Source organism: Microbacterium sp. PRC9 (genome assembly GCF_031844125.1).
GTDB lineage: Bacteria > Actinomycetota > Actinomycetes > Actinomycetales > Microbacteriaceae > Microbacterium.
In genome coordinates this window covers 162,905-189,632 of sequence record NZ_JAUZUR010000008.1, presented here as the reverse complement: position 1 = coordinate 189,632, position 26,728 = coordinate 162,905, and the positions used below count along the sequence as shown (strand labels likewise).

The 26,728-nt window shown below is 70.7% G+C and carries 25 protein-coding genes; 8 read left to right on the top strand and 17 right to left on the bottom strand.

The window, feature by feature from the left end; all coding sequences use genetic code 11:
* The first annotated feature begins 21 nt into the window (after positions 1-21).
* From Q9R33_RS18160 to Q9R33_RS18140, 5 genes are all read left to right on the top strand, one after another.
* A complete protein-coding gene (locus Q9R33_RS18160) occupies positions 22-1,056 on the top strand; it encodes an ABC transporter ATP-binding protein (RefSeq protein ID WP_056365860.1) in 1,035 nt (344 codons plus the stop codon).
* Positions 1,057-1,135: 79 nt separating this feature from the next.
* Entirely contained in the window at positions 1,136-2,311 is a 1,176-nt protein-coding gene (locus Q9R33_RS18155) for an ABC transporter substrate-binding protein (protein ID WP_311294626.1), read from the top strand.
* A 74-nt stretch (positions 2,312-2,385) separates the two neighbouring features.
* Entirely contained in the window at positions 2,386-3,309 is a 924-nt protein-coding gene (locus Q9R33_RS18150; protein ID WP_311294625.1) for an ABC transporter permease, read from the top strand.
* A 10-nt stretch (positions 3,310-3,319) separates the two neighbouring features.
* A complete protein-coding gene (locus Q9R33_RS18145; protein ID WP_056365867.1) occupies positions 3,320-4,120 on the top strand; it encodes an ABC transporter permease in 801 nt (266 codons plus the stop codon).
* A 225-nt stretch (positions 4,121-4,345) separates the two neighbouring features.
* Positions 4,346-4,996, top strand: a complete 651-nt coding sequence (locus tag Q9R33_RS18140) for a PadR family transcriptional regulator (RefSeq protein WP_311294624.1) — start codon at positions 4,346-4,348, stop codon at positions 4,994-4,996.
* Between the two features lie 9 nt (positions 4,997-5,005).
* Here the strand turns inward: Q9R33_RS18140 and Q9R33_RS18135 are convergent, their stop codons facing one another.
* The 14 genes from Q9R33_RS18135 to Q9R33_RS18070 all read right to left on the bottom strand — a co-directional run bounded on the left by Q9R33_RS18135 (position 5,006) and on the right by Q9R33_RS18070 (position 19,144).
* Positions 5,006-5,692, bottom strand: a complete 687-nt coding sequence (locus Q9R33_RS18135) for a hypothetical protein (protein ID WP_311294623.1) — start codon at positions 5,690-5,692, stop codon at positions 5,006-5,008.
* 97 nt (positions 5,693-5,789) lie between these two features.
* The gene (locus tag Q9R33_RS18130) at positions 5,790-6,761 is read right to left on the bottom strand and encodes an NAD(P)/FAD-dependent oxidoreductase (protein ID WP_311294622.1); all 972 of its coding nucleotides are present in this window, start codon (positions 6,759-6,761) and stop codon (positions 5,790-5,792) included.
* On the bottom strand, positions 6,754-7,083 hold the full coding sequence (gene fdxA / locus Q9R33_RS18125) for a ferredoxin (protein WP_056365880.1): 330 nt from the start codon (positions 7,081-7,083) through the stop codon (positions 6,754-6,756). The genes Q9R33_RS18130 and fdxA overlap by 8 nt, the downstream gene beginning before the upstream one ends.
* Positions 7,080-8,477, bottom strand: a complete 1,398-nt coding sequence (locus Q9R33_RS18120; RefSeq protein WP_311294621.1) for an FAD-dependent oxidoreductase — start codon at positions 8,475-8,477, stop codon at positions 7,080-7,082. The genes fdxA and Q9R33_RS18120 overlap by 4 nt, the downstream gene beginning before the upstream one ends.
* The gene (gene cobA / locus Q9R33_RS18115) at positions 8,474-9,280 is read right to left on the bottom strand and encodes a uroporphyrinogen-III C-methyltransferase (RefSeq protein ID WP_311294620.1); all 807 of its coding nucleotides are present in this window, start codon (positions 9,278-9,280) and stop codon (positions 8,474-8,476) included. Before cobA ends, Q9R33_RS18120 begins: the two co-directional genes overlap by 4 nt.
* Positions 9,277-10,203 (bottom strand): ABC transporter permease, encoded by a 927-nt coding sequence (locus Q9R33_RS18110; RefSeq protein ID WP_310243944.1) that lies wholly within the window; start codon positions 10,201-10,203, stop codon positions 9,277-9,279. Before Q9R33_RS18110 ends, cobA begins: the two co-directional genes overlap by 4 nt.
* The gene (locus tag Q9R33_RS18105) at positions 10,193-11,068 is read right to left on the bottom strand and encodes an ABC transporter ATP-binding protein (protein WP_084695586.1); all 876 of its coding nucleotides are present in this window, start codon (positions 11,066-11,068) and stop codon (positions 10,193-10,195) included. The genes Q9R33_RS18110 and Q9R33_RS18105 overlap by 11 nt, the downstream gene beginning before the upstream one ends.
* Positions 11,069-11,070: 2 nt before the next feature.
* Positions 11,071-12,153, bottom strand: a complete 1,083-nt coding sequence (locus Q9R33_RS18100) for an ABC transporter substrate-binding protein (protein WP_311294619.1) — start codon at positions 12,151-12,153, stop codon at positions 11,071-11,073.
* 53 nt (positions 12,154-12,206) lie between these two features.
* Positions 12,207-13,553 (bottom strand): GTP-binding protein, encoded by a 1,347-nt coding sequence (locus tag Q9R33_RS18095; RefSeq protein ID WP_310243941.1) that lies wholly within the window; start codon positions 13,551-13,553, stop codon positions 12,207-12,209.
* A complete protein-coding gene (gene cysD / locus Q9R33_RS18090; protein WP_311294618.1) occupies positions 13,554-14,471 on the bottom strand; it encodes a sulfate adenylyltransferase subunit CysD in 918 nt (305 codons plus the stop codon).
* Positions 14,468-15,211: a phosphoadenylyl-sulfate reductase gene (locus Q9R33_RS18085; protein ID WP_311294617.1), complete on the bottom strand. Its 744-nt coding sequence runs from the start codon at positions 15,209-15,211 to the stop codon at positions 14,468-14,470. The genes cysD and Q9R33_RS18085 overlap by 4 nt, the downstream gene beginning before the upstream one ends.
* The gene (locus Q9R33_RS18080) at positions 15,208-16,935 is read right to left on the bottom strand and encodes a nitrite/sulfite reductase (RefSeq protein ID WP_396654130.1); all 1,728 of its coding nucleotides are present in this window, start codon (positions 16,933-16,935) and stop codon (positions 15,208-15,210) included. The genes Q9R33_RS18085 and Q9R33_RS18080 overlap by 4 nt, the downstream gene beginning before the upstream one ends.
* A 150-nt stretch (positions 16,936-17,085) precedes the next feature.
* Positions 17,086-17,799: a CbiX/SirB N-terminal domain-containing protein gene (locus tag Q9R33_RS18075; protein ID WP_311294615.1), complete on the bottom strand. Its 714-nt coding sequence runs from the start codon at positions 17,797-17,799 to the stop codon at positions 17,086-17,088.
* A 502-nt stretch (positions 17,800-18,301) separates the two neighbouring features.
* Positions 18,302-19,144 carry a MarR family winged helix-turn-helix transcriptional regulator gene (locus Q9R33_RS18070; protein ID WP_311294614.1) on the bottom strand — a complete coding sequence of 281 codons (843 nt, stop codon included), beginning with the start codon at positions 19,142-19,144 and terminating at the stop codon, positions 18,302-18,304.
* 116 nt (positions 19,145-19,260) lie between these two features.
* Between Q9R33_RS18070 and Q9R33_RS18065 the strand changes: the two genes are divergently transcribed.
* On the top strand, positions 19,261-19,881 hold the full coding sequence (locus Q9R33_RS18065) for a MarR family winged helix-turn-helix transcriptional regulator (protein ID WP_310243929.1): 621 nt from the start codon (positions 19,261-19,263) through the stop codon (positions 19,879-19,881).
* Between the two features lie 165 nt (positions 19,882-20,046).
* On the opposite strand, the gene Q9R33_RS18060 is transcribed toward Q9R33_RS18065, so the two are convergent.
* The 3 genes from Q9R33_RS18060 to Q9R33_RS18050 all read right to left on the bottom strand — a co-directional run bounded on the left by Q9R33_RS18060 (position 20,047) and on the right by Q9R33_RS18050 (position 24,401).
* A complete protein-coding gene (locus tag Q9R33_RS18060; protein WP_311294613.1) occupies positions 20,047-22,092 on the bottom strand; it encodes a VWA domain-containing protein in 2,046 nt (681 codons plus the stop codon).
* A gap of 123 nt (positions 22,093-22,215) precedes the next feature.
* Positions 22,216-22,797 carry a hypothetical protein gene (locus Q9R33_RS18055; RefSeq protein ID WP_311294612.1) on the bottom strand — a complete coding sequence of 194 codons (582 nt, stop codon included), beginning with the start codon at positions 22,795-22,797 and terminating at the stop codon, positions 22,216-22,218.
* Between the two features lie 122 nt (positions 22,798-22,919).
* Positions 22,920-24,401, bottom strand: a complete 1,482-nt coding sequence (locus Q9R33_RS18050; RefSeq protein WP_311294611.1) for an MFS transporter — start codon at positions 24,399-24,401, stop codon at positions 22,920-22,922.
* An 81-nt stretch (positions 24,402-24,482) separates the two neighbouring features.
* Here Q9R33_RS18050 and Q9R33_RS18045 point away from each other — a divergent pair, with 81 nt between their 5' ends.
* Together Q9R33_RS18045 and Q9R33_RS18040 are read left to right on the top strand one after the other, a co-directional pair.
* Positions 24,483-26,066, top strand: a complete 1,584-nt coding sequence (locus tag Q9R33_RS18045) for an MFS transporter (RefSeq protein WP_311294610.1) — start codon at positions 24,483-24,485, stop codon at positions 26,064-26,066.
* Entirely contained in the window at positions 26,063-26,599 is a 537-nt protein-coding gene (locus tag Q9R33_RS18040) for a hypothetical protein (protein ID WP_310243913.1), read from the top strand. The genes Q9R33_RS18045 and Q9R33_RS18040 overlap by 4 nt, the downstream gene beginning before the upstream one ends.
* Positions 26,600-26,728 lie beyond the last annotated feature (129 nt).

The following is a 26,728-nucleotide window of genomic DNA, read 5'->3' as shown; positions in this document are numbered from 1 at the left end:
ATCGACATCGAGGGAGACGTCATGACCGAGCAGCAGCCTGCCATCCGGCTGACCGGACTCACGAAGGAGTTCGGTGCCGTCACGGCCGTCGACCACGTCGACCTCGAGATCGCCGCCGGCGAGTTCTTCTCGATGCTGGGACCCTCGGGATCGGGCAAGACCACCGTGCTGCGACTGATCGCCGGCTTCGAGCAGCCGACCGCCGGCACGATCCAGCTGTTCGGGCAGGACGTCACGAAGAAGGCGCCCTTCGACCGCGACGTGAACACCGTCTTCCAGGACTACGCGCTCTTCCCCCATATGACGGTGCTCGACAACGTCGCCTACGGCCTGCGCGTGCGGGGGATGGGGCGTGCGAAGCGCCGGGACCTCGCGATGACGGCGCTCGCCGCGGTGCGGCTCGACCAGATGGCGGCGCGCAAGCCGTCACAGCTCTCGGGGGGTCAGCGCCAGCGGGTGGCGCTCGCCCGCGCCACCGTCGTGCAGCCGAAGGTGCTCCTCCTCGACGAGCCGCTGGGCGCGCTCGACCTCAAGCTCCGCGAGCAGATGCAGGTCGAGCTCAAGCAGATCCAGCGCGACCTCGGCATCACCTTCATCTTCGTGACCCACGACCAGGAGGAGGCGCTGACGCTCTCCGACCGGATCGCGGTGTTCCACGACGGCAGGATCATCCAGCTGGGCACTCCGCAGGACCTCTACGAGCGACCGGCGTCACGATTCGTCGCGGACTTCGTCGGCACCTCCAACCTGTTCGACCACGAGCGGTCCGCGGCCCTCATCGGGCGCGAGGGCGAGCACTCCATCCGCCCCGAGAAGCTCACGCTGGCTTCGTCAGCCGCTTCGGCGCCGGGAGAGCACTCGGCCGAGGGGACCGTGGTCGAGTCGATCTACGTGGGAAGCGGCATCCGTCGCGTCATCGATCTGGATGCCGGCATGCGGGTGACCGTGCTCGAACGCAACGACCGCACCCGCCTGGCCGACGACGATCGCGGCAACCGCGTGCACGTGACGTGGCACGACGAGGACGTCGTCTCGTTGATCCCGCCCGGCACCTGATCCCCACCCGACCTGGGCGCCCGCGCCCCGGAGCACACAACAGCACAGCCCGATATCAACAGCACCGAGAGGAAACACCATGTTGCGCACACCACGGGGGCGGCGCATCGCCGCAACCGCCCTGGCGGTCGGTTCGATCGCCGTCCTGGCCGGCTGCGGCACGTCCGGCGGCAGCAGCACACCGACGGAGGCCGTCGACGAGCTCGGCGACTACGAAGGCGAAGTCTCGATCATCGCGTGGGCCGGCTACGTCGAAGACGGCAGCAACGACCCCGACTACGACTGGGTGTCGGGGTTCGAGGAGAAGACCGGCTGCCAGGTCACGTCCAAGACGTTCAACACCTCGGACGAGGCCGTCACCCTGATGAAGACCGGCGACTACGACGTCGTCTCGGCCTCGGGCGACGCGTCGCTCCGCCTCGTCGCGGCCGGTGACGTGCAGCCGGTGAACGTGGACCTCATCCCGAGCTACGAGGGCGTCTACGACTTCCTCAAGGACCAGCCGTGGAACACCGTCGACGGCGAGCACTACGGCGTGCCCCACGGGTACGGCGCCAACCTCCTGCTCTACAACACGGAGGTCGTGACCCCGGCACCCACCTCGTGGGACGTCGTCTTCGACAAGGCGGGCGACTACTCCGGCAAGATCACGGCGTACGACAACCCGATCTACATCGCGGACGCCGCTGTCTACCTGATGGCGCACCAGCCCGACCTCGGGATCGAGAACCCCTACGCGCTCGACGAGACGCAGTTCCAGGCCGCCGTCGATCTGCTCAAGGAGCAGCGCCAGCACGTCGGAGAGTACTGGTCGGACTACCTGAAGGAGATCCAGGCGTTCGAGACCGGCGACTCCGTCGCGGGCACGACGTGGCAGGTCATCCAGAACGTCCTCGCCGGCGAGGGCGCCACCACGGACGTCGTGCTCCCCGATGAGGGCGCGACCGGATGGTCGGACACCTGGATGATCTCGTCGACGACCGAGCACCCGAACTGCTCGTACGCGTGGCTCGACTGGATCGCGAGCCCGGAGGTCAACGGCGTGGCGACCTCGTACTTCGGCGAGGCGCCGTCGAGCGACGCAGCCTGCGACTACCGCGAGGACTGCGAGGCCTACCACGCCGGCGACGCCGACTACGCGTCGCAGATCTGGTACTGGACGACCCCGATCGCCGAGTGCCTCGACGGTCGCACCGACGTCGAGTGCATGGACTACTCGGCGTGGACCGAGGCCTGGTCCGAGATCAAGGGCTGACCCACGCATCGCGCCGGGGGCGGACGGATGCCTCCGCCCCCGGCTTGAACGGATCCCGAACCCGGAGGCACTCGATGACCGACACCGCGACCGCTCCGCCGCCCGCCCGCACCGTGCCGGCGCCCCGGGCGACGCCCGCGCGACGCTCTTCGGCGTGGCTGAGCGCGCACCCGAGGTTCCGGCTCGCGTTGCTGCTGACCGCGCCGCTGTTCTGGCTGGTCGTCGTGTACATCGTGGCGCTCGCGCTGCTGCTGGTGACGGCGTTCTGGCAGGTGGACTCCTTCACCGGCGAGATCATCACCGACTGGACACTTGACAACATCATCACCGTCGTCACCGGCTCGCTCTACCAGACGGTGACGCTGCGCACGGTGGGCATCGCCCTGCTGGTGACCGTGATCGACGTCGTGGTCGCCCTCCCCATCGCCTTCTACATGGCCAAGGTCGCGTCCCCGCGCGCGCAGCGGCTGCTCGTCATCGCGGTGCTCATGCCGCTGTGGGCGAGCTATCTCGTCAAGGCCTACGCCTGGCGGGCGGTGCTGTCGCAGGAGGGGATCCTCGAGTGGATCCTCGCCCCGTTCGGCCTGCACACTCCGGGGTACGGACTCACCGCGACGGTCATCACGCTGTCGTACCTGTGGCTGCCGTACGTGATCCTGCCCATCTACGCAGGGCTGGAGCGCGTGCCGGACTCGCTGCTCGAGGCATCCGCTGATCTCGGGGGCAAGTCCTGGCGCACGCTGGTCTCCGTCGTCCTGCCGCTGGCGTTCCCCGCGATCATCGCGGGCACGATCTTCGCCTTCTCGCTGTCGCTCGGCGACTACATCACCGTCAACATCGTGGGCGGCACCAACCAGATGCTCGGCAACCTCGTCTACACGAACGTCGGAGCGGCGAACAACCTGCCGCTGGCGGCGGCGATCGCGCTCATCCCGATCGTGATCATCTTCGGCTACCTCGCCCTGGTGCGCCGCACCGGCGCCCTGAACAACCTCTAGGAACCCGGCGATGCGACTCTCGCGACTCTCGCGCACTGTACTCGGCGTGGTCACCGTGCTGATCCTGCTGGTCGTCTACCTGCCGCTGTTCGTGGTGCTCGTCAACTCGTTCTCGACGTCGACCTCGCTCAGCTGGCCGCCGCCCGGCTTCACGCTGGAGTGGTGGGGCAAGGCCTTCCAGAGCACCGGGGCGATCGAGGCGGTGGGCACGAGCGTCGCGATCGCGCTGGTCGCGACGGCGATCTCGCTCGTGCTGGGCACCCTCATCTCGCTCGCGCTGCAGCGGTTCGAGTTCTTCGGCCGCGACGCGATCTCGCTGCTGATCATCCTGCCGATCGCGCTGCCCGGCATCATCACGGGCATCGCGCTGAACAACTTCTTCCGCACCATCATGGGGGTGCCGCTGTCGATCTGGACGGTGGTGATCGCCCACGCGACCTTCTGCATCGTGACCGTCTTCAACAACGTCATCGCGCGTCTCCGGCGCACCGGCACGAACCTCGAGGAGGCGTCGGCCGACCTCGGGGCCGGCATCTGGACGACGTTCCGCCTCGTGACCTTCCCGCAGCTGCGTTCGGCGCTGCTCGCCGGGGCTCTGCTCGCGTTCGCGCTGAGCTTCGACGAGATCATCGTGACGACGTTCACCGCCGGGTCCGGCGTGACGACGCTGCCGATCTACATCCTCAACAACATGTTCCGCCCGAACCAGGCGCCGGTCGTCTCGGTCATCGCCGTGGTGCTGGTGATCGTGTCGATCGTGCCCATCTACCTCGCGCAGCGGCTGTCGGGGTCGGAGCAGACCCGGCGCTGACCGGCGGGCAGAGAGATGTGCGGCGGGCGATCCCCAGATCGCCCGCCGCGAAGGCGGTCCCGCGTCCCCACGCGTGAGTCCACCCACGGCGACGGTCCGTGTCCCCACACAGGTTGCCGTGCCGATGCTTACTGCATTCTGCAGTATATGGTCGTTCCTGCGTGCGCGGGGTAATCTTCTTGTTCCGCGACGTGACCCGAGTGCCGACGGGGAAGGAGCTTTGTCGTGCCCGAACGCGAACCCTCGATCACGGGGTACCTCACGCTGGGTCTGCTGGCCGGGCGCGACTGGTCGGCGTACCAGCTCGCCGAGCAGCTCGGGCGCGGTGTCTCCGAGCTCTGGCCCTCCGCCGACCGCGGCCGGTACGCCGTGCTCAACCGCCTCCATTCCGCCGGGTTCGTCGAGACCCGGCAGGAGCACACCGGCAAGCGCGCCCGCACGATCTACTCGATCACGCCGGAAGGGCGTGAGGCGCTCGCCGCGTGGCTGCGCACCCCGGTGCGTCCGCCGACCGTCGAGTTCGAGGGCATGGTGCGGGTGCTGCTCTCCGACCAGGGCTCCCTCGACGACCTCCGCGCGACCCTCGCCCGCACCCGGGAGCAGGCCCTGGCGAACCGCGAGATGTTCGCGCGGTACGCCGCGTTCATCAGCGAGACCGGCGGCACGTTCCCCGAGCGCAAGCATCTGTTCGCGCTCGCCAACACGTTCATGATCGGCCACTACGAGCATGTCATCTCGTGGACCGAGTGGGCCGAGCAGCAGATCGCCGACTGGCCCGACACGGTCGCACCGGCCCGCACCCACGGCGGACAGGTGCACGACATGCTCGCGCCGGGCCGCGAGGCGCTCGCCGGCGACCAGACCACCGACTGGTGACCCTCGCTCTTACGGCCGCTGGGCCGAGACGATCACGCGGTCGCCGTCGCGGACGAACTGCAGCGTGGTGCCTTCAGGGAACTCGTCGAGCAGCGCCGGAGGCGCCTGCGGGGTGACGACGATCGTCGTCGACGAGGGACCCGACCCGGTGGCGCACGACCCGGCCGACAGGCCGAAGTTGACCGAAGCCGAGTCGTACACCCACAGGCAGGTGCTGTTGGTGCCGTTGCCGAAGTCGCGGGCCGAGGCGATCGCGGTGAGGCCGAGGTACTCCTCGAACGTCACGCCGTCGGGCGGCCGCGGGCCCCACATCTGCTCCGGCCAGAGCCCGTCGGCGTCCTCACCGAGGACGGCGACCTGCTCGCGTCCCGTCGGCAGCTGCACCGACGCCACCGCCGCACCGACGAGGACCGCGACCAGCAGCGATGCGCCCCACAGGAACGCGCGGTGTCGCTCCCACCACCGGACCGGCACCACGGAGACCGCGCTGGGCGGTTCGTCCTGCTCCGCGGCCCCCCGTGCGGCCTCGGTGACCCGGGATCCACCGGGCTCCGCCGTGGCGACGGCTCGCGCTTCGAGCTCGCGCAGCCGGCTCAGCGCCCGCGGATCGGCGTCGATATCGGCATCCGGTCCGTAAGCGCGCAGCCGCAGCGCCTTCAGCTCGTCGGCCGCATCAGCGGCCAGATCGTCGGACATCGCCGACATCTTCATCCACCACGGGTCCGGAAACCGAACGCACAGGTGTCCGATCGGTGAACATCCTGCGGCGCACGACTCGCAAGCGCGCCCCGGCTCAGTGGGCGGTGCGCACCCCGACGAGATCGTGCACGAGCACGGCGGCCGCCCGAGCGCCCTGGCCCGCGGCGACGATGAGCTGCTGCGGACCCGGGGACGCAGCATCCCCCGCCGCATACAGCCCCGGCACCGACGTGCGTCCGGAGCGATCGGTCACCAGGTTGCCGAACCCGTCGCGGTCGAGGTCGATGCCGCCGACGAAGTCGAGCGCGGGGTGCCATTGCGGGCGCACGAACCCGCCGTCGATCTCGACGCGCGCGCCGTCGGCAAGGCGTACGGCCGTCACCGTGCCGCGGTCGCCCTCGAGGTCGTCGATCGCCCGTCGCTCGACGACGATCCCGGATGCTGCGAGCTCGGCCTCTTCGACCGTGTCCACGGCGTCGGTGCCATTTGTGAAGACCGTGAGCCGGTCGGTCCAGCGGGCGATGAGCCGGGCACGTGCGGCGAGGTCGCGGGTCTCGCCGATGAGGGCGAGCGGCCGGTCCTGGAGTTCCCACGCGTCGCATGCGGCGCAGCTGAAGATCGTCATGCCGTAGAAGGCGCGCAGGCTCGGGATCGCCGGGAGCGTCTCACGCAGCCCCGTCGCGACGAGCACCGAGCGCGCGGAGACGGCCGGCGGGATGCCGGCGCCCCTGCCCTGGAGCGCCGCGAGGAAGCGGAGTCCCTCGCCGCAATCGCGCTCCTGCAGCGCGGTCACCACGGTGCGGTCGAACACCTGCACGTTGGGGTAGGCGGCGAGCTCGGCACGTGCGAGCTTGCGCAGCTCGAGCGGCGGAACGCCGTCGCGGGTGAGGAAGCCGTGCGAGCGCAGGGTCGCGGCGTTGCGCGGGCGGCCGGCGTCGATGAGGACGACGGACGCACGGGCGCGTCCGAGGTTGAGCGCCGCCGACAGTCCGGCGGGGCCCCCGCCGACGATGACGACGTCGACCTCGGTCGAGGGCGCGGGCGCGGGAGGAGTGGGATCAGTCATGGCCGTCTCCTTGGGGCGCAAGCGCCGCGATGACCGGGTGGTCCTTCGCGATGACGCCGGTCTTGGCCGCACCGCCGGGCGACCCGATGTCGTCGAAGAACTCGACGTTCGCGGTGTAGTAGTCCTGCCATTCCTCCGGCAGGTCGTCCTCGTAGTAGATCGCCTCGACCGGGCACACCGGCTCGCAGGCGCCGCAGTCCACGCACTCGTCGGGGTGGATGTACAGCGACCGCTCACCCTCGTAGATGCAGTCCACCGGGCACTCGTCGATGCAGGCACGGTCCTTGACATCGACGCACGGCAGGGCGATCACATAGGTCACGGGACGAGCGCTCCCCGCGAGATCGCGACCTGCTCGTCGCGGGGCACGACCTTGACGCGCTCGCGCGTGTGGAGGTGGTTCGCACCCAGCTCGCGCTCGTGCGCGTCGAGGGCCAGCCAGCCGTCCCACGTCGTGAAGGCGACCTCGCGCTCCTCCAGCAGGTCGAGCACGTCGCCGTCCACGGTCGGGGCCGACAGGCGCCCGCCCTCGACGTCCGAGACGAGGTGCGCGATGGTCTCCATCGCGTCGGACTTCGTGTGGCCGATGAGGCCGACGGGTCCGCGCTTGATCCAGCCCGTCGCGTAGAGCCCGGCGATCACGGGGGCCTCCGTGTCGCCCGTCACCGCAGCATCCTTCACGCGTCCTTCGACGTTCGAGACGACGCCGGCCTTCTCGTCGAAGGGCGCGTCGATGACCGGCGTGCCGTAGTAGCCGACGGCGCGGTAGACCTGCTGCACCGCGATCTCGCGGAACTCGCCGGTGCCGCGGACCGCACTGCCCTCTCCCGTCGGCTCGGTGCGCTCGAAGCGGAGGCCCTCGACCTTGCCGTCGCCGAGCACCTCGACGGGCGAGTGGTAGAAGTGCAGGTGCAGGCGACGGCTCGCGCCGGTCGACTCGCGCGTGCGCCAGCTCTGGAGGATGCGGAGCATGACCTTGAGCTGGTTGTTCGACGGCACGAGGCCCTCGAGGTAGGCGAAGTCCTCGTCGTGCACGACGATGTCGACGTTCGGCACCTCGCCGAGCTCGCGCAGCTCGATCGGCGTGAACTTGATGTCGGCGGGGCCGCGGCGGCCGAAGACGTGCACGTCGGTGACGGCCGAGGCCTCGAGCCCGGCGAGCACGTTGTCGGCGATCTCGGTGGAGCGCAGATCGACGGCGTGCTTCGCCAGCACGCGGGCGACGTCGAGCGCGACGTTGCCGTTGCCGATGACGGCGACCTCGCGCTGGTCGAGGGTCCACTCTGTGGGGACATCGGGGTGGCCGTCGAACCACGCCACGAAGTCGGCGGCGCCGTACGAGCCTTCGAGGTCGATGCCGGGGATGTCGAGCGCGGCGTCGCGGATCGCGCCGGTGGCGAGGATCACGGCGTCATAGCGCTCCTGCAGCTCGTCGATCGAGATGTCACGGCCGACCTCGACGTTGCCGATGAAGCGCGTGGTGCCGGCATCCAGCATCTCGTGCAGCGAGTTGACGATGCCCTTGATGCGCGGGTGGTCGGGCGCGACGCCGTAGCGGATCAGTCCGTAGGGCGCGGGGAGCGACTCGAACAGGTCGATCGCGACGGTGCCGCCCGACTCGACGACCGAGTTGGTGAGGATGTTGCCCGCGTAGATGCCGGCGGGACCGGCGCCGACGATCGCGACGCGGAGGTTCTGGAGGCTCGAGGAAGTCACTGCGTGGGGGCCTTTCGGAGGCGCTCGGGTGCGAGCGGGTCGTACTGGGAGAGATCGAGGGTTGCGAGTTCCGCGGGCGCGAACGGGCTGAGCCGGACGACGTCGCCGACGACCACGACGGCGGGGGAACGGATGCCTCGTTCCGCGGCCTGGTGCGCGATGGTCGAGAGCGTGCCGACGGTGACCCGCTGGCGGGCTCCGTACCCGTCCTCCACGACGGCGACGGGGCAGTCCGCACCGCGCTCGCCGCGGGACAGCGTGATCGCGGAGTTCGCCAGGGTGCCGATCCCCATGAGCAGCACCACGGTGTGGTCGCGGCCGCCGCCGAGGGCGGCGATCTGGTCGTGCGCGGTGGCGACGGTGAAGGCCGTCGCGACGCCGCGATGGGTGAGCGGGATGCCGGCGATCGCGGGCACCGAGATCGCGCTGGTGATGCCGGGCACCACCTCGACGGGCACGCCGGCCTCCTGGCAGGCGTGGAGCTCCTCGCCGCCGCGGCCGAAGACGTACGGATCGCCGCCCTTGAGGCGGACGACGGTCTTGCCCTCCTGCCCGAGGTGCACGAGCAGCGCGTTGATGGCGTCCTGCGGCACTGCGTGGTGACCGGGGCGCTTGCCCACGTCGACGACCTCGGCGCGCAGTTCCACCCCGTCGGCGGCGAGGCCGTCGAGCACGGCGCGCGCGCCGAGCCGATCGGCGACGATGACGTCCGCCGCCTCGAGGGCACGGAGGCCCTTCACGGTGAGCAGCCCCGCGTCGCCGGGGCCGGCCCCGACGAGCCAGACCTTGCCGACCGCGGTCATCGCGAACCTCCCGAGATGAGCAGGCCGCGGCGCTTCAGCATCCGTCGCTCCAGCGGTCCGAAGAAGACGAGCTCGATGAGGATGCCGATCGCGAGGATGAGGATGATCGTCGCCAGCACGCCGGCGAGGTCCGCCAGCTCGCGCGACTGCTGCAGCATCGAGCCGAGGCCGAAGCCGATCGAGCCGCCGGTCGCGATGATCTCCGCCGCCATGAGCGAGCGCCACGAGAAGGCCCAGCCCTGCTTCAGGCCCGCGAGGTATCCCGGCAGTGCGGCGGGGAGGATCACCGACGTGGCCAGCTGCCACCGTGAGGCGCCCAGCACCGTGCCGACGCGGCGGAGCTGAGGGGGCACTTGGTCGATGCCGGCGATGAGGCCATTGACGATCGACGGGATGGCGCCCATGAGGATGACGAAGTAGACGGTGGCGTCCGACAGGCCGAACCAGATGATGGCGGCAGGCACCCACGCGACGGACGGGAGGACCTGCAGGCCCGAGATGATCGGCCCCACGGCGCGCCGGATCGGGCGCACCTCGGCCAGCAGCAGGCCGACGGGCGTTCCGACGACGATCGCGATGAGGAAGCCGACGACGCCGCGCTCGAGGCTCGTCGCGACGGCCTCCTGCAGGCGGCCGGTCTCCCACGCGAGGCCGAGCGCGTTCCACACATCGGCGGGGCTGGGCACCTTGTCGGGCCGAGGCTCAGCGATCACGACGTACAGCTGCCACGCCACGATCAGCAGGATCACGAAGACCACGGGAGGCACGACGCTCTGGGCGAAGCGGCGCCAGCGGCTGGGACCGCGCTCGGCGTCGGTCTGCAGCCGGTCGAGCCCCGTCGAGAGGCTGCGGAGGTCGTCGGGCAGCACCGATTTCGCGTCGATCGTGTCGCGAGCGATGGTCGCGGTGGTGTCATGCGGCATTTCGGCGGATCTCCTTGCGCAGCTGCTCGGTGATCTCCACCGAGAGGGCGGCGACCTCGGGGGACTCGATACGACGGCCCGTGGTCTTCGCGATCTGCCACTGCTGCACGATGCGACCCGGGCGACTGCCCATCAGCACCACGCGCTGACCGAGGCGGGCGGCCTCGCGGACGTTGTGCGTCACGAACACGATGGTGCGTCCGGTGGCGCGCCACACGCGCTCGAGCTCTTCGTGGAGGAGGTCGCGGGTGATGGCGTCGAGCGCTGCGAACGGCTCGTCCATCAGGAGGACGGGGCGGTCCTGAGCGAGCGCGCGGGCGAGGGCGACGCGCTGCCGCATGCCGCCCGAGAGCTCGTGAGGACGCTTCTCCGCGGCATCCGCCAGATTCACGGCATCCAGCAGGGACAGCGCCTTCTCGCGACGCTCCCCACGCGGGACGCCGCGCAGGCGCAGGGCGAGCTCGACGTTGCGGCGAGCCGTGAGCCACGGCATGAGTGCCGACTCCTGGAACATCACCGCCGAGCCCTCGTCGGGAGTCTCGATGCGGCCCGCGGTGGGCCGGTCGAGGCCCGCGATGAGGTTGAGCAGGGTCGACTTGCCACATCCCGACGCACCCAGAAGGCACACGAATTCGCCCGGCGCGATGTCGAGCGACACGTCCTCGAGCACGACCGGCCCGGCGCCGAAGCGCTTGGAGACGCCGTCGACGCGCACCGCGGGTGGGGGTGCGGGCGCCGCGACGGGCACCGGCGTCACGCTGTCGAAGCTCGGCGCGAGCGGCTTGGTCGTGCCCGCCGGAGCGGGCGCGCCCGCCTCCGGGCCCGCGTGCGCGGACCCGGAGGCGGAAGCGGGAGCGGTGCTCATGTTCAGTCCTCGCCGAGCCCTGCCGCCGAGATGGGCTCTTCGCCCTCGGCTTCGAGCTGCTTGTTGAGCAGGCGCAGATCGAACAGGCCCTCGATCGAGCCCTCCTTCTGCGTGCCTGCCTGGATGCCGTTGTCGACGAGCGTCTCGAACGTGTCGGCGTGCGGGTCGACCGAGAACGTCACGTGCTCGAGCGCGCGCTGGATGACGGCGTCCGCGAGCGGCTTGCCGGTCTCCTTCTCGATCGCGTCGTTGATGACGGTCGGCGCCTCGCCGGCGTTGTCGGCGATCCACTGCACGGCGGCCTCGTGGCCCTTCAGCAGCTGCGCGACGACATCCGGGTGCTCGTCGAGGAACTCCTTGCGCACCAGCAGCACGGTCGTGGGGAACTCGCCGTCCTCCCAGAGGTCGGCCTCGTCCTGCAGCACGTGCGCGCCCGCGTCGATGACCAGGCGCGACACCCACGGCTCGGGCAGCCAGGCGCCGTCGAGCTGGCCGTCCTGGAACAGCGTCAGCGTCTGCGCGTTCTCGGTCGGCGTGATCTGCACGTCGCCGCCACCCGACGTGTCGGTCTCGAAGCCCTGGTCCGCCAGCCACACCCGGGCCGCGACGTCCTGCGTGTTGCCCAGCTGCGGCGTCGCGATCGTGGTGCCCTCGAGGTCGGCGGGGTCGTCGATGCCGTCCCGCACGACCAGTGCCGCACCGCCCGTGGCGGCACCGGCGATGATGCGCGCGGACTCGCCGCCGGACTGGATGAAGGTGTTGATCGACGGGTTCGGGCCGATGTAGGTCGCGTCGATCGCGCCGGCGGTGAGCGCCTCGATGGCGGCGGGGCCGGCGTTGAAGACCTGCGTCGTGATCGTGACGTCGTCGCCGACGGCGTCCTGGAACAGGCCCTCCTCCAGCCCCACGAGGGCCGGCGCGTGCGTCACGTTGGCGAAGTAGCCCAGGCGCAGCTCATCGACCGAAGGCCCGGCGTCACCGGCCGAGGTCTCGCTCGGCGATGCTGCCGCGGAGGCGCAGCCGGCCATCATGGCCGCCACAAGTCCCAGGGTTGTGAGTGCTGTCGCAGTGCGGATTTTGTTCACGGTGTCGCCTCCTTAGATTCGGTGTTGCTCAGTGGTGGGTTGTGCGCGACGGATCAGTCGCGCACGATGCCGGCGGCGAGCGTTGCGCCGTCGGACGGATGGATCACGAGGAACGAGCCCCCGTGGCGGCTGGTGGCATACGGCTCGAGCGGCAGGTCGGCCGCCAGCCGCAGCCGCACGCGGCCGATGTCGTTGGTCTCGAGCGTCTGCGCCGGCTCGTGTGTGAGCGCGTCGAGGTCATAGCGCGACTCGATCTGCGCGACGATGGCCTGCACGGTCGCGGTGCCGTGCTTGACGAGGACACGGATGCCGGGGGTCAGCGCCCGCGCGTCGAGCTGGAACAGTTCGGCATCGAACTCGCGGCGACCCGTCGGAAGCGTGCCGGCAGCGACGACGAGCGCGCCGCGCGCGGTGTCGATGTCGCGGTCGAACTCGAGGGAGACGGACTGCGGGGCCGTGGCCTCCTCGACCTCGGCGCCCGCGGCACGGATGCCGGTGACCGTGGTCGCCGAGCCGCCGGGGAAGATCTCGACGCGGTCGCCCACGCGCACGATGCCGCTCGAGATACGGCCTGCGACGGCGCGGTAGTCGCGCAGGCGCTCCGCCTCGGCGGGGTCGATGCCGGGAGCGAGGCCGCCCTGCGGGCGCAGCACGAGCTGCACCGGGAGGCGGAACGGCTCGAGCTCACGCTCGGCGTCATCGGCGGCGGGAAGCGTCTCGAGCAGCTCGAGCAGCGCCGGGCCCTCGTACCAGGGGGTGCGCTCCGAGCGGTCGACGATGTTGTCGCCCTCGAGGGCCGATACCGGGATGACGTGCAGGTCCTCGATGCCGAGCTCGGTCGCCACGGCCTCGGCCTGGGCGGCGACCTCCGCGAACGTCTCCTGCGAGAAGCCGACGAGATCGATCTTGTTGACCGCGACGATGACGTGGGGAACGCGCAGCAGGGCGACCACGGCGAGGTGGCGCTTCGTCTGCTCGAGCACGCCCTTGCGTCCGTCGACGAGCACGATCACGGCGTCGGCGGTCGTCGCACCGGTGACCATGTTGCGGGTGTACTGCACGTGCCCGGGGCAGTCGGCGAGGATGAACGACCGCGCACCCGTCGAGAAGTAGCGGTAGGCGACGTCGATCGTGATGCCCTGCTCGCGCTCGGCGCGCAGGCCGTCGGTGAGGAGGGCGAAGTCGAACGCGCCGTGCGCGAAGCCACGGTCGGCCGACGTGCGGGCGACCTGCTCGAGCTGGTCGGCGAGGATCGCCTTCGAGTCGTGCAGCAGACGGCCGACGAGCGTCGACTTGCCGTCGTCGACCGAGCCCGCCGTGGCGAACCGGAACAGCGTGCCATCGGCTCCGGTCGTTGAGCGAGCGAAGCGAGACGAAACGCCCTGAGTATCGAGAGACATTTAGAAGTACCCGTCCTTCTTGCGGTCCTCCATGGCCGCCTCGCTGAGGCGGTCGTCGGCGCGGGTCGCGCCGCGCTCGGTGATGGTGGAGATGCCCACTTCGGCGACGATCGCAGCCAGGTCCGCAGCATCCGATTCCACCGCTCCGGTGCAGCTCATGTCGCCGACAGTGCGGTAGCGGACCGTGCGGCGCTCGACCGTCTCGTTCTCACGCGGCGGCGAGAACGGGCCGACGGGGCGCCACATGCCGTCGCGGGCGTACACGTCGCGCTCGTGCGCGAAGTACAGCGGCGGCAGCGCGATGCCCCCGCGCTCGATGTAGCGCCAGACGTCGAGCTCGGTCCAGTTCGAGATCGGGAAGGCGCGCACGTGCTGACCGGGGGTGTGGCGGCCGTTGTACAGGCTCCAGAGCTCGGGGCGCTGGTTGCGGGGGTCCCACTGGCCGAACTCGTCGCGCAGCGAGATGATGCGCTCCTTGGCGCGGGCCTTGTCCTCGTCGCGACGGGCGCCGCCGAAGACGGCGTCGTGGCGGCCGGCGGCGATCGCGTCGAGCAGCGGCAGCGTCTGCAGCGGGTTGCGGGTGCCGTCGGCGCGCTCCTGGAGGCGGCCGTCGTCGATGTAGTCCTGCACGCTCGCGACCTCGAGACGGATGCCGAGACGCTCGACGGTCTCGTCGCGGAAGGCGATGACCTCGGGGAAGTTGTGGCCGGTGTCGACGTGCAGCACGGGGAAGGGCACCTTGCCGGGCGCGAACGCCTTGGTGGCGAGGTGCAGCACGACGACCGAGTCCTTGCCGCCGGAGAACAGCAGCACAGGCCGCTCGAACTCGGCGACGACCTCGCGGATGACGTGGATGGCCTCGGCCTCGAGCAGGTCGAGGGTCGAGAGCGCGGTGGGGGCGGCGATCGTTCCGGTCATTCGTGGAGCCCGCATTCGGTCTTCGAGGAGCCGGCCCAGCGGCCGGATCGGGGGTCTTCGCCGGGTGCGACCGGCTTCGTGCACGGCTCACAGCCGATCGAGGGGTAGCCGAACCCGACGAGGAGGTTCACCGGAGCCTTGTGCGCGGCCGCGTACTCGAGCACGTCGTCGAAGCTCCACGCCGCGACGGGGTTCACCTTGACGAGCCCGTTGCGCTCGTCCCACGTCACCAGCGGCGTGTTCGTGCGGGTCGGCGCCTCGTCGCGGCGCACACCCGTGAACCACAGCTCGTACCCGCCGAGGGCGTCCTGCAGCGGCGCGACCTTGCGGCGCGCGCAGCACAGGCCGGGGTCGCGCTCGAAGAGCTTCGCGCCGAACTCGGCGTCCTGCTCGGCGACCGTCTGATCGGGGGTGATGTCGACGATCCGCACGTCGAGCGCGCGCTGCACCTCGTCGCGCGTCGCGTACGTCTCGGTGAAGTGGTAGCCGGTGTCGAGGAACAGCACGTCGACACCGGGCAGCTGCTCCGCCACGAGGTGGGGGAGGGCGGCGTCGGCCATCGAGCACGCGACGGCGGCAGCATCCGTCCCGAAATTGCGCGCGACCCACGCGACCACTTCGGCAGCGGATGCCTCATGGTCGGTCAGGCTGCCGAGCTCGATGTTGCCCTGCTCGGCGAGAGCCTGCAGCTGTTCGCGGGTGCGCTTCGTGGCGACGCGGGGGGCGAGGGACACGGTCACTGGAGGGCCTCCTCGTCGGCGCGGTGCGCCCACTGGGCGAACGTCTCGTCGGCGGCGGCATCGCGCTCGGCGAGGAAGCGCTTGACCACCCGCTCGGTGTAGTCGGCGATGCCGTCGGCGGCGACCTTCAGGCCGCGCACGGTGCGGCCGAGGCCGGCGTCGTCGCGGTCGGCGTTCACGAGCCCGCCGCCCAGGTGCACCTGGTAGCCCGGGACCTGCTCGCCGTCGATCGTGACGAGCTGGCCCTTGAGCCCGATGTCGGCGGTCTGGATGCGCGCGCACGAGTTGGGGCAGCCGTTGACGTGCAGGGAGATCGGATGCGGCAGCTCGAACTGCTCGAGACGCTTCTCGAGGTCGAGCACGGCCGCCGTCGCGTACGCCTTGGTCTCGACGATCGCCAGCTTGCAGAACTCGATGCCGGTGCACGCGATCGTGCCGCGGCGGATGAGGCTCGGCCGTGCCGAAAGTCCGAGCTCGTCGAGGCCGGCGATGAACGGCTCGACGTTCTCCTCGGGGATGTCGAGGAAGACGAGCTTCTGGTGCGGCGTCGTGCGCAGGCGCGTCGAGCCATGGGTCTCGAGGAGGTCCGCGAGCTTCGCCAGGGTCGGGCCCGAGACGCGGCCGACGATCGGCGTCGCGCCGATGTAGGAGAGGCCGTCCTTCTGCTTGTGCACGCCGACGTGGTCGCCCTGCGTCAGCGGCTGGGGTGCGGCGGGGCCGTCGGGCAGCTCGTACCCGAGGTACTCGTCCTGCAGGACCTGGCGGAACTTCTCGGCGCCCCACTCCGCGAGCAGGAACTTCAGGCGCGCCTTGTTGCGCAGGCGCCGGTAGCCGTAGTCGCGGAAGATCTGCGCGACGCCGTGCCAGGCCTCCGCCACCCGCTCCGGCGCCACGAAGACGCCCAGGCGCTCAGCGAGGCGTGGGGTGGTCGAGAGGCCGCCGCCGACCCACAGGTCGTAGCCGATGCCGAGCTCGGGATGCTCGACGGCGACGAACGCGACGTCGTTGATCTCGTGGACGACGTCCTGGCTCGGGTGGCCGGTGATCGCCGACTTGAACTTGCGCGGCAGGTTCGCGAGCGACTCGTCGCCGATGAAGCGCGACGTGATCTCGTCGATCTGCGGCGTCGGGTCGATGAGCTCGTCGGCCGAGATGCCGGCGACGGGCGAGCCGAGGATGACGCGGGGCACGTCGCCGCACGCCTCGGTGGTGCCCAGGCCCACGGCCTCGAGGCGGCGCCAGATCTCGGGCACGTCCTCGACGCGGATCCAGTGCAGCTGGATGTTCTGGCGGTCGGTGAGGTCGGCGGTGCCGCGGGCGAAGTCGGTCGAGATGCCGGCGATGACGCGCAGCTGCTCGGTGGTGAGCTGGCCGCCGTCGATGCGCACGCGCATCATGAAGTACTCGTCCTCGAGCTCTTCGGGGGTCAGGGTCGCGGTGCGGCCGCCGTCGATGCCGGGCTTGCGCTGCGTGTAGAGCCCCCACACGCGGAAGCGGCCGTGCAGGTCGGTCGGGTCGATCGACGCGAACCCGCCCTTCGAGTAGATGTTCTCGATGCGGTCGCGCACGCTCAGTCCGTTGTCGACCTGCTTCCACTCCTCGTTGCCGTTGAGCGGGGTGGTGCCGTCGACCTTCCACTGGCCGTTCGGCTTCGACGACGGGCGCGGCGGGCGCACGGCCGCGCGCGGGCGCTCTGCGGCTGCGCGCGCTTCGGTGTCGTTGATGGTCACGGTGGCCTCCGGGGTGAATCCCGGGGCGTCCCCCGGGCGGGACCCTATCGAGTCCATTGCCTGAGGCTAGAAGCGGGCGCCCGTGAGACCTATCCGAGCGTCAAGTGACGTTAACCGACGTAACGGTGCGTCACACAGTTGCGGCTACGGGCCTTTGTGGACTCGGTCCGACGACGTTGCGGCTTCGTTGTAGCGATCGACCACGATGTCGACGAGGGATGCCGGCGGCTCGTCGTCGCCGAGAAGCGGCGGCGCGACCGGGGCGCCGGCCGCGAGCCGCACGGCGAGGTCGTGGAAGTAGCCCGGGGCGAGGAGATAGTCGGCCACGACGACGCGTTCGGCGCGCGTCCCGGCGTCTGCGACGGCGACGTCGACGCGCGGGTCGGCGGCAGCGAGGAAGCCGACCGTGACATCGCGATCGAGCCGGGCGCTCAGCATCCGTCCGATCTCGCGGCAGTCCTCGTTCGCACGGTCGTCAGTCGAGCCGGCCACAGCGAGCACGAGGGCGTCGTCGGGGCCGAGGGGGTCGAGGCGCGCGAGGAGTGCGTCGACGAGGCGCGGGTCAGGGCCGAGCGCCGGAGCGATGACGACGCCGTCGCGCCCCGCGGACTGCTCGATGAGGTCGACCCGCACGTGGTACCCCGCCGAGAGCAGCAGCGGCACGATCACGACGGGCGTGCCCTCCGGGATCGCGTCGAGGGACGCCGCGACATCGGGCTGCTGCACGTCCACGTGCCCGAGCCGCACCGTGATGTCGGGCAGCCGCCGTGCGACCGCGTCGACCAGTGCGGCGACCGCGGCCTGCCCCGCCGGCGACGACGTGCCGTGCGAGATGGCGAGGAGCGCGGGCCGTGTCATGTGGCCCATTGTGCCCCGCGCGTGTGACGCGCGTGTGACGGCGTCTCGTCCCCCCGGGCTGCCCTCGGCCCCCGCCCCCGCCCCCACCCCCGGTGCGATGTCCGGACTTCGCAGGATCTCAGGCTGGGTCACCTGCGAAACCCGGACCGCCGCGGGTCCTCCGGTTGTCTGGGCCCGGTCGCTCTCCGGGCGATGTCCGGACTTCGCAGGATCTGAGGCTGGGTCGCCTGCGATACCCGGACCGCCGCGGGTCCGCTGGTTGTCTGGGCCCGGTCGGCCTCCGGGTGATGTCCGGACTTCGCAGGATCTGAGGCTGGGTCGCCTGCGAAACCCGGACTGCCGCGGGTCCGCCGGTTGTCTGGGCCCGGTCGGCCTCCGGGTGATGTCCGGACTTCGCAGGATCGCAGGCTGGGTCGCCTGCGAAACCCGGACTGCGGGACACACGCCGAAGGGTGGACCCGCGTGTGCGGGGACCACCCTTCGGGGGGACGGATGCTGCGGCTCAGGCCGCGCCGGACTCCCGGCCGCGGGCGAACCCGGCGTCGAAGCCGCGCTCGTACGCCTGCTGGGTGCGCCGTCCGCCGCGACCGTGGTCGCCGTGGTGGCCGTGACCGCCGTGGCCCGCGTGGTCGTGGTGGCTGTGGCCGGCGTGCGAGTGGTGGCCGTGGCAGCCCTCATCGCCGTGGCCGCGCATGGGCTCGTCGAAGCGCTCGGCCGGGTGGCCGGGGCGTCCGGGAGCGAAGCCGCGGTGGCGGTTGCGGCCGTAGCCGTCGTGGACGTCGGGGTCGAACGGACGCGGGCGCCCGCCGAAACCAGGCCCGAAGCCCCCGAAGCCCGGACCGAAGCCCGGACGGAAGCCGGGGCCGAACCCGGGGCGCCCGAAGCCGCCGAACCCGCGCTCGCGGCCGGTGGCGTTCTCGTCCCAGCCGAGCTCGCGGGCGATGGCCTCGAGCGAGCCGGTCAGGGCCGCATAGGCCTCGTCGTCGCCGACGGCGGCGACCACACGGGCGCGGAGTCCGTCGACGATCCCACCGATGCGCTCCTTCTCGGAGCGGCCGAGGTCGGTCAGCACCCACGTGCCGTCGCCCTGCTCCTCGGCCCAGCCGCGTTCCTCGAGGCCGCGGAGGCGCTTGCCCTTGCGGGCGAGACGCTCACGGAACTCGGGGGCGTCGATGTCGCCGGACAGCACGTTGAGCACCATCCAGTCGCGTCGCGTGAGGCCCTCTGCCTCGAGCGCCGTCGCGAACTCGCGTGTCAGCAAGGCGTCGACCGCACGCAGCCAGTAGCCGAGCGGACGGTTGCCGGTGGGGATGTCGTTCTCTTCGTTGTCATTGATGTCGTTCATGGGGAAGTCCTTTCGGGGGCGGCTCGAGGGGCCGCCGGTGATACATGTCGAAGTGCATGTACATGCAGTGTGACATGCATTCCGGATCCATGTCAAGTCGCATGTAAATTGGACTCATGCCGTCCACTCCCGACGACCCCTCCGACGCGATCGCCGCCGCCCTCGCCCGCCTCCGCGGACGACGAGGCCCCCGTCCGCCGTGGATGGAGGGCCCCGGCCCGCACGGGCACGGCCACGCGGCTCCGCACGGCCATGACGCCGACGGCTCGGGGCACGTCCATCCCGATGGCTCGATCCACGGCTTCGCGGGCCGTGGCGGCCGCGGCGGTCCGTGGGGCCGCGGTGGACCGGGCCCCGGCTTCGGCGCACCGCCGTGGCCCGGAGGCGGCCGCTTCGGCGGCCCGGCGCGCATGAGGCTGCTCGAGGCTCTGGCCGCAGCATCCCATCCGCTCTCGGTGGGTGAGATCGCCGATGCCGTGGGCGTCGATCAGCCCCGGGCGTCGCGGCTCGTGCAGCAGTCCGTCGAGCTCGATCTGGTGCGGCGCGAGGCCGACCCCGACGACGCGCGTCGTACGAGGGTCGCGTTGACGGATGCCGGCACACGTCTGGTGCGCGGCTTCCGCGGCGAGCGGCGCGAGGCGATCGACTCGGCGCTCGCCGCCTTCACCGATGACGAGCGTGCCGAGCTCGCACGCCTGCTGACGAAGCTCGCCGACTCCTGGCCCGGGTCGTCATAGGGTCGGGGCGGCGTTTCCCGCCGACCTCAAATGAGGAGCGTTGCCCAGTTGAGGAGCGACACGCCGACTCCTGCCCCGCATCTCGGCGCACAACCTCAACTGAGGATGCAGAGACGGCGGCTGCCCGGCGCATACGGGTTGCGCGGCGCGCGCACCCGGCGCCGATCAGAAGCTGGTGACGAGGTCGCCGAGCACCGCCTCGAGCTTCGACGGGTCGGTCGCGTCGTAGTAGTGCGCACCCGTCGCGCTCGAGATGGACTGCAGCGTGGCCACGTCGGCGTCGGCGCCGTAGGCGAGCGTGAAGATGAGCACCGGCGTGGCGTGGTGCATGTCCTTCAGGTTCGCGAGCATCTGGTCGGCGCTGATCGTCGGTGCGTTCGGGGCGTCGTTCTCGCCGTCCGACAGCAGCACGATGGCGTTGATGTGGTCGCTCGACCACGCCGCCGCCTGCTGCGCCGCGAACGTGTCGACCGCCTGATAGAGCGGGGTGTCGCCCATCGAGGTGAGGCCGCCGAGCGCACCGAGGAAGCCGTCGCGCGACGAGCCGATGTCGGCGACCGGAGACACGAGCCCCGGCACCATGGCCCCGTCCGGCGCCTGCGCGAAGGCCGCGAGCCCGACGTCGTCGCCGTTCGTGAAGTGGCCGACGGCCGCCTCGATCGCCTTGCGGGCCTGGGTGAGCTTCGTGTCGCTCGCAGAGATGGGCTCGTCCATCGATCCCGACACGTCGAGGAGGAAGAGCACGTTCGCGCGCTTGCGGACGTCGGGGAACGACGCCTGCACGGCGGTGACGACGTCGGCTCCGGGGAAGGTGAGGGTGCTGCCCTGGTCGCCGTCGAGCTGCCCGACCTGCTGGACTCCCTCGTCGAGGTCGCGGTTGAGGTCGCGGTAGCCCGCGGCGCGCACGGCAGCCTGACCTTGCGCGGTGTGCGTGAAGCGGATGAAGTCCGCCGCAGCCTCCGACTCGACCGGGTCGATCCACGGGCCCGTGAGGCGCATGACCGGGTTGTCGGCCGAGTAGTAGCCGTCCGCAGGATAGATCGGCACGAGCTGCTCCGCCGGCGGGTCGGCCTGCGTGCGCGTGATGCCGTCGCGACTCGTGATGCCGCGGTTGTAGTCCCACACCGATTTCTCGTCGACGATGACCGCCGAGAGGAAGTCCGCAGCGGAACCGGATGCCTCGGCCTGGCGTGCGTGCCAGAGGAAGTGCTCGGGCGTCGCCATGTAGTGGCTCGTCGCCAGCTCGTTCTCATGCACTTCGGCCTGCACGGCGGGGTCCTGCACCTGCGCGGCGGTGAAGTCCGTCATCGATCCGGAGGCGGTGCCGTAGGAGGCGAACATGGCGGCCTCGCCGCTCGTCGCGACGAGCGGGCTCGTCTTGCCGAGCTTGAACGCGCCCCACTCGGGGTGGCCGAGACCGCTCCAGAGGTCGGGGTCGCCCGCCGACTCGAAGATCTGGGCCCAGGTCGGGGCCTCGGCATCCCACCCGATCGCGGACGCGAGGTTCTCGGGCATGGCGAGCACGATGTCGGAGACCGCGACGCTCGTGCCCTCGGCGCGAAGGCTGGTGGCGCCGTCGGCCTGCGCGACGTCGACCCAGGTCGACGAATCGGGCAGCCAGACGGTGGGCTTCTGGTCGTCGGCGAGGTTCGGGAAGCCGGTCGCGACGGCGGCGGCGGCCACGCCCGACTTCTCGCGGCTGGTCGTCACCGTCACGCACGAGCCGGCCACGTTGCGCGGCTGACTGTTGTACGCGGCCGCGAGTCCTTCGACCATCTCGGCGTTCTCGAACGACGACAGCACGTTGACGGTCGCGCAGGGCTCCGCGCCGGCGGCGGTGGCGGGCTCGTCCTCGGGGAAGACCATGGGCTCGGCGACGGCCGGCGCCTCGGGGGCGGGATCGGCGGCCGGCTGTTCGGCGCCGGCGAGATTCGAGACGATCGCGTACGACACCGTGCCGATCGAGCCGACCAGCACGACGATGCCGACGATGGTCGCCGCGATGATCCCCTGGCGGCGGCGCTTGCGACGGCGCTCGCGGCGCTCGTCGATCGCGGACGGCTTCGCGGACTTCGGTGCCGCAGAGGGGGTCGAGAAGGTGGGAGAAGGGGTCGGCGAAGAGGCCGAGGGTGTCGGTGTTGTCTTCGGGTCGGAGGTCTGGCCCCTGCGGGGGCCGGGGACGTCCTCGTCGCCGCGCGTTCCATCGCGCATGGGAGCATCCTCAAAAGCGGGTGCGGCCGTGAAGCCGGGCGGGGGGTCACCGGCCGGGTAGTCCGGTCTGGCGACAGCCTAGCCCGAGTGAACGTGCGAGACGAGCGCGAGAAGACCGTGAGATCACCGTGAAGCGGTGTTCAGCATGCCGATCAGAACGGCCGTCCACCAGGCGGTTTGCGATACGACGGCGCTCCAGACGCACCACAACTTCAATCGGGCCGGCAGCGACGAGAAGCGCACCGCGCCAGGCAGCCGGTCGAGTTCGTCGGTGAGCCGCGTCATCGCGACGCCGTTCATTGCGGCCACCAGCACGGCGATCATCTTGATCGCGGTGAGCGGCTGGGAGAGATCGGGCTGGAGGAAGGCGCCGGTCACGAGCAGGCCCGCGATGCCCAGCCAGGCGAGAGCGGTCACGGGGGGCTCGGTGCGGCGCATGTCGTCGAGCGACGTGCGGCGCAGCATCCAGAGCAGTCCGCTCATCTCGAGCAGCACCGCGGCCCCGAGCCCGACGATCACCGATGCCAGGTGGCCGAACAGGGCCGGCGCGTGCAGCCAGTCGTGCGGCACGACCGACGTGCCGATCCACAGCGACAGCAGCCACGCGATCAGCACCCACCAGTACCCGATCGCGCGGCGGTGACGCGCGGCGCGCAGGCGCTCGGCGCGCTCAGCGCGCAGGCGCGGGATCGGCGGGGTCGTCACGGGGCCTCTCGGGTTCGGCGAGGTGAGGGACGCGTGCGCGACGACCCCCCGTGCGCATGCTGCCCGAAAGCGAGGGTATCCGATGCAACGGCTGTCGGGACCGGGGGACCGGTCCGCGGGGGTCAGCGGCCGATGTCTTTGGGCCGCAGCTTCACGGGGATCAGGAGCAGCAGCCCGACGAGCAGCACGATCACGATGCCGAGGATGCCGTAGTGCGTCGCGCCGAACGCCGCGATGAACGTCGCCCACAGCAGCGGCGAGAGGAAGCTCATCACCCGACCGGTGGTCGCGTAGAGGCCGAAGACCTCGCCCTGCATGCCGGTCGGTGTGACGCGCGCGAGCAGCGACCGGCTCGACGCCTGCGCCGGGCCGACGGCGGCCGACAGGATGATGCCGCCCACCCAGAACACCGGCTTGCCGCCCTCGCGGAGGAAGAAGACGAACAGGGCGCTGACGATGAGGATCGTGAGCGCGGTGATGATCACCGCGCGTGCGCCGAAGCGGTCGTCGAGACGGCCGGCGATGATCGTCGAGACGCCCGCGACGAGGTTCAGGGCGATGCCGAACGCGATGACCTCCGTCGCGCTGAACCCGAACGACACCGCGGCCAGCACGCCGCCGAACGCGAAGACGCCGGCGAGGCCGTCGCGGTACACCGCGCTCGCGATGAGGAACCAGAAGGTCGGCCGGTGCTCGCGGAAGAGCGCGACGATGTCGTGCACGAGCACGACGTACCCCTCGAAGAAGCCGACCTTCCTGCGGTCGGGGTCGGCCGGCGACTCGGGCACGAGGAAGACGAACGGCAGGGCGAAGAGCACGGTCCACACCGCCGCGCCGACGGCGATGAGGCGGTAGGCGAGGCCGTCCGACACGTCGAGGCCGAACCAGTCGAACTGGTTGAGGACCACGACGATCGCGAGCGCGATGATGCCGCCGATGTAGCCCATGCCCCAGCCGAGCCCGCTGACGCGGCCGATCGTCTTCGGTGTCGAGACCTGCACGAGCATCGCGTTGTAGTTGACGCCCGCGATCTCCGACGAGACCGACCCGAGCGCGACGAGGATCGCGCCGAGCCAGAAGAACTGCGGCTCGGAGTACACGAAGAAGAGCGCGAACTGCAGAAGCGCCAGCACCGCGGTCGCGCCGACCACCCAGCGCTTCTTCGTGCCCGCTGCGTCGGCGCGCTGGCCCAGCACCGGGGCGAGCAGGAGGATCAGGATGCCGGCGGCGAAGGTGACCCAGCCGTACCACTCCGACAGATCGGCGAGGGCGCCGCAGTACGCGGTCGCCGAATCCGCGGCGCTCGAGCACACCATGTCGCCGTTCGCGTTCTGCGTGGCGGCCTCGGGGGGCAGGAACGCGTCGGAGACCAGGTACAGGGAGACGAAGACGAAGGTCAGGATCACCGAGTTGAAAGGCTGCGTCGCCCAATCCCAGAGCGCCCACGCGAACACTCGCCGACGGGGCACCGGCGTGTCGTCGAGACCACCGGTGTTCAGGGCCGCGGTCGACAGCACGTGCTCGGTCGAAGCGCTGGGATCCGCCGGTGAAGCGGGCTGCGACGGGGTGCCGGGCTCGTCGGAGCCGGCGGCGGGAGTGCTCATGTCGGTCACACTAAGACCCTTCGGTGAACTGGTGCGGAATCAAAGTAGCGCTCCGAGGGCGCGGGGTGCTTTGCTTCGTTCATGACAGGGGATCCCTCGCCCGAGACGAAGTTCAACGGCCGTCTCGCCATCCTTCTCGCCATGGCGATGTTCGTGCTCGTCGTCGACACGTCGATCATGAACGTCTCGATCTCGGCGGTGGTGAAGGAGCTCGGCACGACCGCCAGCGGCGTGCAGGGCGCGATCGCCCTCGAGGCCCTCGTCTCCGCGGCCTTCATCCTCATCGGCGGCAAGACCGGCGACCTCATCGGTCGCAAGCTCGCCTACATCCTGGGCCTCTGCGGCTACGCCGTCGGCGCGGTCGCGATGACGTTCGCGACGAGCCTGACCGCCGTCATCATCTTCTGGGCGGTGATCGGCGGGATCGGGGCATCCCTTCTCCTCCCGTCGATGCAGTCGCTCATCCACGGCAACTTCGCGGGCGCCCACCAGAAGCGCGTCTACGCGCTGGTGGGCGCGTCGGCCGCGATCGCCGCGGCCGTCGGCCCACTCCTGGGCGGCTTCATCACCACCTTCTGGTCGTACCGGGTCGCCTTCGGCCTGGAGGCGGTCATCATCGCCGTCGTGCTGCTCGGCGCCGGCCTCGTGAAAGACGTCAAGTACACCGGCGACCGCTCCATCGACCTCGTGGGTGCGGCCCTCTCGGTGATCGGCATGGGCGGCGTCGTGCTCGGCATCCTGGTGTGGCAGGAGGGCGGGGGCTACGTCGGCATCATCATCGGCCTCGGCGTGGTCGCGCTCGGCGGCCTGGCGTGGTGGCTCAACTCGCGCAGGAAGAAGGGAAAGCCGGTCCTGCTGGACCCTGCGCTGTTCTCGTCGAAGCCGTTCCGCACCGGCGTGAGTGGGCAGCTGCTGCAGCAGATCGCGCTCGGCGGCACGATGATCGTGCTGCCGCTGTACCTGCAGATGGTGCTCGAGTACAACGCGCTGCAGGCCGGTCTGTCGATCGCGCCGCTGTCGCTCAGCATGTTCGCGGTCGCGATCTGGGCAGGGCGCCGCGCGAAGGGGCGCCCCGCGAACCTCATCCTGCTCGGCTTCTCGCTCGCCGCGGTCGGCCTCATCGCCATCGTGCCGCTGGTGCCCGTCGCCGACACCGGGTGGTGGCTCACGATTCCGCTCATCATCGCGGGCTCGGGCCTCGGCCTCCTGGTCTCGCAGCTCAACAACTACACGCTCTCGCCGATCTCCGACGAGCGCGTCAGCGAGGCCGCCGGCGTCAACTCCGCGGCCGGCTCTTTCGGCCTCTCGTTCGGCCTCGCGTTCGCGGGTGCCATCATGCTGGCGACCCTCGCGGCGTCGTTCACCTCGCTCGCGTACTCGAGCACGGTGCTGAGCTCCGAGCAGCAGGAGCAGGTGGCCACGGTGCTTGAGGAGGACGCCGAGCTCATGTCGAACACCGGGCTCGAGCAGCTCCTCGCCGACGAGCCGCCGGAGGCATCGGCGGAGGTGATCCGCATCAACACCGAGGCCCGCCACATCGCGCTCCAGGTGGCCCTGCTCATCCCGATCCTCGCGGCGGTGCTCGGCGTGCTCAACGGCTTCCGCATGCGACGCCTGCCCGACCCCAAGCCGAACGAGGCCGTGGAGGGGATGCTGGGCGGGTGAGCCGGCGCACGGACCGCGCGCGGGCGCAGCTCGAGCAGGTCGAAGGCGGCGAGCAGGCGATCGTCGCCTACTTCAAGGAGCGCGTGTATGCGACCTTCACGGGCCTCGCCATCGTGCTGGTCGTCTCCTCGAGCGAGCACCCCGAGGCCGACCACGCGTTCTGGGCGCTGATCCTCGGCGTCGTCGGCATCACGGCGGCGGGGTTCGTCTCGGACGTGATCTCGCACCTGTCGGTGCACCGCACGTTCCCGGGCCGCGTCGACCTCCTCATCTCCACGCGGATCGCCGGTGGCGCGCTCGGCACCCTCCTGACCCCCGGCATCCTCCTGCTTCTCGCGTTGCTGGACGTCATGCCGCTCGACGCGGCGCTGCAGGCCTCGGCCATCGTCTACATCGCGACGCTCGCCGTCATCGGCTGGTTCGCGGTGCGCCGCTCCGACCTCGCGTGGTGGAAGCAGGTGATCGCACTCGCCATCCTCGTCGCGCTCGGACTCCTGGTGGTGGGCCTCCAGACCCTTGCGCACTCGATCTGAAGGCAAGTTGAGCCGCTTCGTATCAACTTTGATTTGACGGATGCTGCACCCCAGGCGTATGGTTGAGCCATCGCGACTCAACCTCATGGTGAGCCGCGAGAAGACTTCCCTGTAACCCCGGGTGGCAGC